Source organism: Pseudomonas parafulva NBRC 16636 = DSM 17004, from assembly GCF_000730645.1.
Lineage (GTDB): Bacteria > Pseudomonadota > Gammaproteobacteria > Pseudomonadales > Pseudomonadaceae > Aquipseudomonas > Aquipseudomonas parafulva.
In genome coordinates this window covers 78,908-85,858 of the sequence record NZ_BBIU01000029.1, presented here as the reverse complement: position 1 = coordinate 85,858, position 6,951 = coordinate 78,908, and the positions used below count along the sequence as shown (strand labels likewise).

At 62.2% G+C, this 6,951-nt stretch carries 6 protein-coding genes; 2 read left to right on the top strand and 4 right to left on the bottom strand.

What is annotated here, in order from left to right; genetic code table 11:
- Positions 1–19: 19 nt before the first annotated feature.
- The 4 genes from bamJ to PPA02S_RS18205 form a co-directional block, all read right to left on the bottom strand.
- Entirely contained in the window at positions 20–637 is a 618-nt protein-coding gene (bamJ, locus tag PPA02S_RS18220) for a BamJ family beta-barrel-assembly machinery protein (RefSeq protein WP_028631725.1), read from the bottom strand.
- 92 nt (positions 638–729) lie between these two features.
- Entirely contained in the window at positions 730–1,218 is a 489-nt protein-coding gene (locus tag PPA02S_RS18215; RefSeq protein WP_028631726.1) for a TIGR00645 family protein, read from the bottom strand.
- An 84-nt stretch (positions 1,219–1,302) separates the two neighbouring features.
- The gene (locus PPA02S_RS18210) at positions 1,303–1,641 is read right to left on the bottom strand and encodes a PA4575 family protein (protein ID WP_028631727.1); all 339 of its coding nucleotides are present in this window, start codon (positions 1,639–1,641) and stop codon (positions 1,303–1,305) included.
- Positions 1,642–1,798: 157 nt separating this feature from the next.
- Entirely contained in the window at positions 1,799–4,237 is a 2,439-nt protein-coding gene (locus PPA02S_RS18205) for a Lon protease family protein (protein WP_028631728.1), read from the bottom strand.
- 251 nt (positions 4,238–4,488) lie between these two features.
- Here PPA02S_RS18205 and PPA02S_RS18200 point away from each other — a divergent pair, with 251 nt between their 5' ends.
- On the top strand, positions 4,489–4,977 hold the full coding sequence (locus PPA02S_RS18200) for a DUF3015 domain-containing protein (protein ID WP_028631729.1): 489 nt from the start codon (positions 4,489–4,491) through the stop codon (positions 4,975–4,977).
- Positions 4,978–5,052: 75 nt separating this feature from the next.
- Positions 5,053–6,906: an Lnb N-terminal periplasmic domain-containing protein gene (locus tag PPA02S_RS18195; RefSeq protein ID WP_028631730.1), complete on the top strand. Its 1,854-nt coding sequence runs from the start codon at positions 5,053–5,055 to the stop codon at positions 6,904–6,906.
- Positions 6,907–6,951 lie beyond the last annotated feature (45 nt).

The following is a 6,951-nucleotide window of genomic DNA, read 5'->3' as shown; positions in this document are numbered from 1 at the left end:
AAATGGCGCCCTCAGGGCGTTACAGAACGTCCAGCAGCTCGACGTCGAACACCAGTACGCTGTGCGGCGGGATGCTGCCCACACCTTGCGCGCCGTAGGCCAGCTCGCTCGGTACATACAGGCGCCATTTGCTGCCGGCATTCATCAGTTGCAGGGCTTCGGTCCAGCCAGCAATCACACCACCCACCGGGAATTCAGCCGGCTGGCCACGATCGTACGAGCTATCGAACACGGTGCCGTCGATCAGGGTGCCATGGTAGTGGGTGCGCACGCTGTCTTCGCGGGACGGCTTGGCGCCTTCACCTGCGGTGAGCACTTCGAACTGCAGGCCAGAGGCCAGGGTAGTGATGCCATCACGCTTGGCATTGTCGGCCAGGAACTGCTTGCCAGCGCCAGCAGCGGCTTCTGCCTTGGCAGCCGCTTCGGCCTGCATCACTTCGCGGATAACCTTGAAGCTGGCCGACAGATCGGCTTCGCTGACGCGGCTGCCTGCACCGTTGAACGCGTCGGTCAGGCCGGCCAGGATGGCTTCCAGGCTGACGCCCGGTGGCGGGTTGTCACGCAGCTGGCCACCCAGCTGACGGCCGATGCCGTAGCTGACGCGGGTTTCGTCGGTAGACAGGTTGAGTTCGGACATTGTCATGCTCCGCAGCAGGGCGCAGCGAAGCCGCGCCCTTGGTGAAAAGGGCCAGCAGCCTAGCACACTGCTGGCTGCCAGCGGCAAGCGGCTCAGTGCTTGGTGAGCTTGTCCAGGTAACCCATGCAGAACGCCGACAGCACGAAGGTCATGTGAATGATCACATACCACATCAGGTACTCGGTGGAGATGTTCTGGGCGTCCATGAACACTCGCAGCAGGTGGATGGACGAAATGGCCACGATCGAAGCGGCTACCTTCATCTTCAGCGACGAGGAGTCCATCTTGCCCAGCCAGTTGAGCTTTTCCTTGCTCTCATCGATGTCCAGCTGCGAGACGAAGTTCTCGTAGCCAGAAATCATCACCATCACCAGCAGGCCGCCTACCAGCGACATGTCGATCAGCGACAGAATCACCAGGATCAGGTCGGCTTCGCTAAGGGCGAAGACGTTGGGCAGGACGTGAACCACTTCCTGGAAAAACTTCAGCGCCAGCGCCAGCAGGCCCAGGGACAGGCCGAAGTAAATGGGAGCGAGCAGCCAGCGAGAGGCATACATCGCATTTTCAAGAATACGTTCCATGGAGGGTTGGGGCTCGTAGGTGACTGGAAAAACGACGGCGAGTATAGCCAGCCACCTGTTACAGCAAAAGCCCAGGCCCTTGCCTCAACTCTCAGGATGAAACTGGTAATCACCCAGGTTCCTGCACCGCTCGCCGTTGATCCGCCGCAACTGCGCCTGAAGATGCAGGCACCAGATCTGCGGATCTTCGCTCAACTGGTAACCGTGCAAGGTCAGGCTGTCGACAATGGCGTTCAACACCGATTCTGCCACCATGGGCCCGTGAAACGGCCCCTGGGCCTTGATGGCCGACGGTTGCTCGCCGGCCATGCCGGCAGCGAACAGCAACGTCCACATGCCGGTATCGCCGGCAAGCGGGCGAATGCTGCATTCAATTCGAGTCACCAGGCCCAGGCACTGGCGAGTGAGGCTGAGGTTGCGCATGGCCGCGTCCCCCTAGAGCCGAGATCGGCCTGAACACCAGGCCGTTTCCATCCTGAACCTTGATGCTGTCCCTAAGTTCCAGCATAGAGGAACCGTGAGAAAGATGGAAAACCGGCGCCGAACGGTAGCACATGGCCGCCAGCGCCGGTTTATTGACTCAAGCCGGCTTGGCTTGGGCGATCACCTCTTCGAGGCGTTCTTTTTCTGCCTTCTCGATGTCTTCCTCGCTGATCATCTCGGCGATCTCTCGCAGCCGTTCGACCACACGCGCGTTGACACTGCCTTCGGTGAACTGGCCTTTTTCGTCGGGCGCCCCAGCCTCCTCGCCCACCAGCAGGCTAAGTGCCTCGTCTGCCTGGCTGACCGCATACACGTGGAACACGCCGTTCTCCACTGCCTGCAGCACGCGTTCGTCGAGCATCAGCGTGGCAACGTTGGCGCGCGGGATGATCACACCCTGCTCGCCCGTCAGGCCACGTGCCTCGCACAGGCGGAAGAACCCTTCGATCTTCTCGTTCACCCCACCCACTGCCTGCACCTCACCAAACTGGTTGATGGAACCGGTGATCGCAAAGCATTGCTTGAGCGGCGTGCGCGACAAGGCGGAAATCAGCGTGCAAGCCTCGCCCAGCGAGGCGCTGTCGCCGTCCACGTAACCGTAGGACTGTTCCAGGGCAATACTGGCAGAGATGGCCAGTGGGAACTCCTGGGCATAACGGCTACCCAGGTACCCGGTGAGAATCATCACCCCCTTGGAGTGGATCGGCTGGCCCAGGTTGACCTCACGCTCAATGTCGACGATACCGCTGCCGCCCGGGTACACGGTGGCGGAGATACGCGCCGGCATGCCGAAGGCCGAGTCGCCCACTTCCAGCACGGTCAGCCCGTTGCACTTGCCGATGGCTGCGCCCTGTGTGTCGATCAGGATGATGCCGGCCAGCATGTCGTCCAGCACCCGCTGTGAAACACGCCCGGTACGCGTGGCCTTGGCCTTGAGCGCACGCTCGATGTGGCCGGCATCGGTCATCTCGTCACTGGCCAGCTGGCGGATGAAATCCGCTTCGCTCACCAGCTGGAACAGGTCGCCGATACGGGCAGAAAGGCGCGACTGGTTTTCCGCCAGCCGGGCGCTGTAGGTAGCCAGCCGCGCCACGGCGTCACTGGTCAGCGGGGCCATGCCCTCCTCGTTGGTGCGGGTGCGCAACAGCTGGGCGAACTGCTCCAGGTTTTCGTCGACCATGGGCATGTCTTCGTCGAAGTCCACCAGCACCCGGAACATCTCCTGGAAGTCCGGGTCGTGGTCTTGCAGCGCGTAATACAACTGGCGCGAGCCGATGATGATCAGCTTCACGTTCAGCGGGATCATCTGCGGGGTCAGGCTGACGGTGGCGACACGGCCCAGCTCGCCCAACGGCGATTCCATCTTGAGTTTGCGCGACTGCAAGGCACGCTTGAGGGCATCCCATACAAACGGCTCGCCGAACATCTTCTCGGCTTCAAGAATCAGGAAGCCGCCATTGGCACGGTGCAACGCGCCGGGGCGCAGCTGGCGGTAGGAGGTGTACAGCGCGCCCTGGTCGGTGCTGTATTCGATGCGGCCAAACAGGTTGTCGTAGGTGGGGTGCGGTTCGAACACCACCGGCGCGCCGCCATCGACATGATGGCCAACCATCAGGCTCGGCGCGTACTGCTCCTCGAGTAGCTTGCGCGCCACGGCGTCGGTCTTGCTGTCATCGACCAGTTGCTCGACTATCGTGCGCAGTAGATTCAACTGCACTGACTGCAAGTAAGCGCACACGGCCGCGTTTTCGGCGTACTTCTCCGACAATGGCGCCAGCAGTGGCTGCAGCGCCAGGGTAATGGTTTCTTCATTGAGCTGGCGCAGCTGGTTGTTGGACTCGCGCTTCCACTGCGGCAAGCTGGCGAGCTCCTCGTTCAGCTGCTCCTCGAGCAGGGCGATGTCTTCGTGGAACTGCTCGCGCACCTCTTCTGGCAACTGGGCGAATTCAGCTTCGTCCAGCGCCTTGCCGTCGGCCATCGGGGTAAAGGCGACGTTGCTGGCGTCGCGGTACAGGGCCACGTCCTTTTCCAGCGATGCCCGCTCGATCACATCCAGGGCGCGGTCATAGCGCTGGTTGAAGGCGCGGTCGATGGCGCCTTTTTTCTGCTGGTAGGAGGGGTGTTCGAACACTGCCGGGAAGGTTGCCAGCAGGTTGTCGATCAACCCGCCCATGTCGGCGATGAATTCACCGGCCGTGCCCGAAGGCAGCTCAAGGGCGCGGGGCTCACGGTTATCGTCGAAGTGGTTGACGTACACCCAGTCGGCCGGCGTCTGCTGACGCTTGCCCTCGGCCTTGAGGTAGCGTTTGACGAACGAGAAACGCCCGGTACCGGGCTCGCCCATGACGTACACGTTGTAACCAGGGCGCGGCATGGCCACGCCGAACTGCAGGGCCTCGACAGCACGTTCCTGGCCCAGGACTCCGCGAAACGGCTCCAGATCGTCGGTATTGGCAAAGGCAAACTGCTCGGGGGAGAAACGCCGGGTCAGGGCTTCAGGCGCAAGACGCAGGCGCGCAGCGACAGGATCGGGCATTGGGTTTCCTTACTTCGGCGGGGCAGATGGCAGCATTCTGGCGCCGCCTGCGCGAGGGTTGCAAGGCTATAAAAACTTTATGTCGCAGGTGCGACGGTGTCTTGTGCAGGCAAATTTTTCGCAATCAGTGACGCAACCTTTAGATCGCGCCTAAACTCCAAGCTGCGCGGGTGGGTGAAATGCTTTCCCGACCTGGCAATCGAGTTGCCAGAAACCTGACCCTTGGTTTAAGTCAAATAGAGAATAAAGCTATGAAACGGATTCTTCTGGGTACTCTGTTCACCGTGGCCTCGCTCAACGCAATGGCCGATGCGCCAGGCGGCCCGAACTGCGGCTGGGGCAACATGCTGTTCGAAGGCCAGCGCGGCACCCCTGCGCACTTCCTGGCTTCCACCACCAACGGCACTTCCGGTAACGCCACCTTCGGCATGACCTCCGGCACCAACGGCTGCTCCACCAAGGCTTCGCTGACCTACGGCGGCAAGTCCTGGTTCGCCATGAACGGCATGATGAACGAGCTTTCCGAAGACATGGCCATGGGCCAGGGTGAAGCTCTGACCACCTACGCCGTGGTACTGGGCGTGGCACCGGAAGACCGCGGCTACTTCGCATCGGTCACCCACGACCACTTCAACCAGATCTTCAGCAGCGCCGACGTCAACGCTGAAACCGTACACAGCAACACCCTGGCCGTTCTGAAGAACGACCCACGCCTGGCCAAGTACGCTACCGAGGCGTAATTGCCGCTTTTCCCGCCCCGGCCCCGGGGCGGGTTTCGCCTTCTCTTCGGCATCGTCTGGAAGTAGCTGCCCCCTATGTTCAAACGCCTCGCTTCCCTGGCGCTGTTAGCCTGCGCCCCTGTTCATGCCGCCCCGCACATCGACCAGGCTCGCCTTCAGCAACTGGCAAACACCCCCTACTGGATAGCCCTTGGTCATTATGAAACGGGCAAGCTGGGTGGCTGGCGCAGCTATGTGGACGACGATGCGTTTTTCCTGGCGCAGGACGGCGCACACCACCCGGACCGCGAACTCAAGGCCACCGTAGAGGCTCTGTACGCACCGGCAAGCCTTGGCGACAAGCATGCTCAATGCGTGTTCCCGGCCCGCACCCGCTGGCTGCGTGAGCAGCTCGGCCTGCAAGGCCTGCCACAGCCTGACTGCCAGGAATTCAAGACCTGGTACCAGTCGATCGACCCACACAGCGCGGCGCTGATCTTCCCGGCGGCTTACCTGAACAGCCCCTCGTCCATGTTCGGCCATACCCTGCTGCGCATCGACCAGTCCACCACCCGCAGCGACGACACCACGCTGCTCAGTTACGCGATCAACTTCGGCGCCTACATCGAAGGCAGCGACAACAGCATCCTGTATGCCTGGAAAGGCCTGGCGGGCGGCTACCCTGGCCTGTTCGCGCTGATGCCCTACCAAGAAAAGCTCTCCGAATACCGCAGCCTGGAAAACCGCGACCTGTGGGAGTACCAGCTGGACCTGACCCCGGAAGAAACCGGGCGCATGGTGGAACATGTGTGGGAACTGAAGCAGATTCAGTTCGACTACTTCTTCTTCGACGAGAACTGCTCCTACCGCCTGCTGGAATTGCTGCAGGTGGCGCGCCCAGGCCTGGACCTGACCTCGCAGTTCCCGCTTACGGCCATCCCTACCGACACGGTCAAGGCGGTAAAGCAGTCCGGCCTGGTGGCCAGCGAAATCTACCGCCCTTCGCGAGAGCGCGAGCTGTTGGCGCGGGCAGCACCGCTGGATCATGACGAAAAACGCCAGGTGCTGGCCGTGAGTGCCGACACCGCACAACTGCAAAGCCCCGCGTTCAAGGCACTGCCCCGGGAGCGTCAGGCACTGGTGCAGGACGCCGCCTATCGCCTGGAGCGCTACCGGGCCAACGGTCAGGAGCGCGACCCCGGCCAAGCCAAGCGCAGCTTCGAGCTGCTGCGCGCGATCAATACCAACCCGCCGCCACCCTTGCAGATTGAGCGCCCGGGGCTCCCCGAAGACGGCCACGATTCGCGTACCTGGCAGCTTGGGGTAGGCACCCGGGAAGACCGCGCCTTCGCCGAGTACGGCCTGCGCATGGCCTACCACGACCTCAACGACAACGCCTATGGCTTCCCGCTCGGCGCCCAGATCGAGATCCTGCAGTTGAAGGTGCGCCAGTACGAAGGCAATGACTGGCAGGTGCAACGCCTGGACCTCGCCACCATCCGCTCGCTGACACCGCGCAACGAGCTGCTGAAACCCTGGTCCTGGCAGGTGGCCGGTGGCCTGGAGCGGGTACCGGGCAAGCATGACGACGAGGTGCTGGTCAGCCACGTGAACGGCGGCGCCGGCGGCACCTGGCAACTGGCCGACGGTTTGCTGGGCTTTGCCTTGGGCACAATGCGGGTGGAGCACCACAACGATTTTGCCCAGTTCATTGCACCGGCGGCGGGGTTCAACGGCGGGCTGTTGTGGCGCAACGGGCTGGGCAACATGACGCTCGAAGCCAAGGGGGACTACTTCACCAACGGCGAAGTACGCCGCAGCCTGAGCCTGAACCAGCAGTGGGAGATCAGCCAGAACCTAGGGCTGCGTCTAAGTGCCTCACGCGGGTTCAGCCACCTGGCCACGGCACAGAACGAGGTGATGCTCGAAGTAAAGTGGTACCACTACTAGCTCTCGCGGTAGAACCCGCGACTCTTTGACACTGTTTTGACAGCA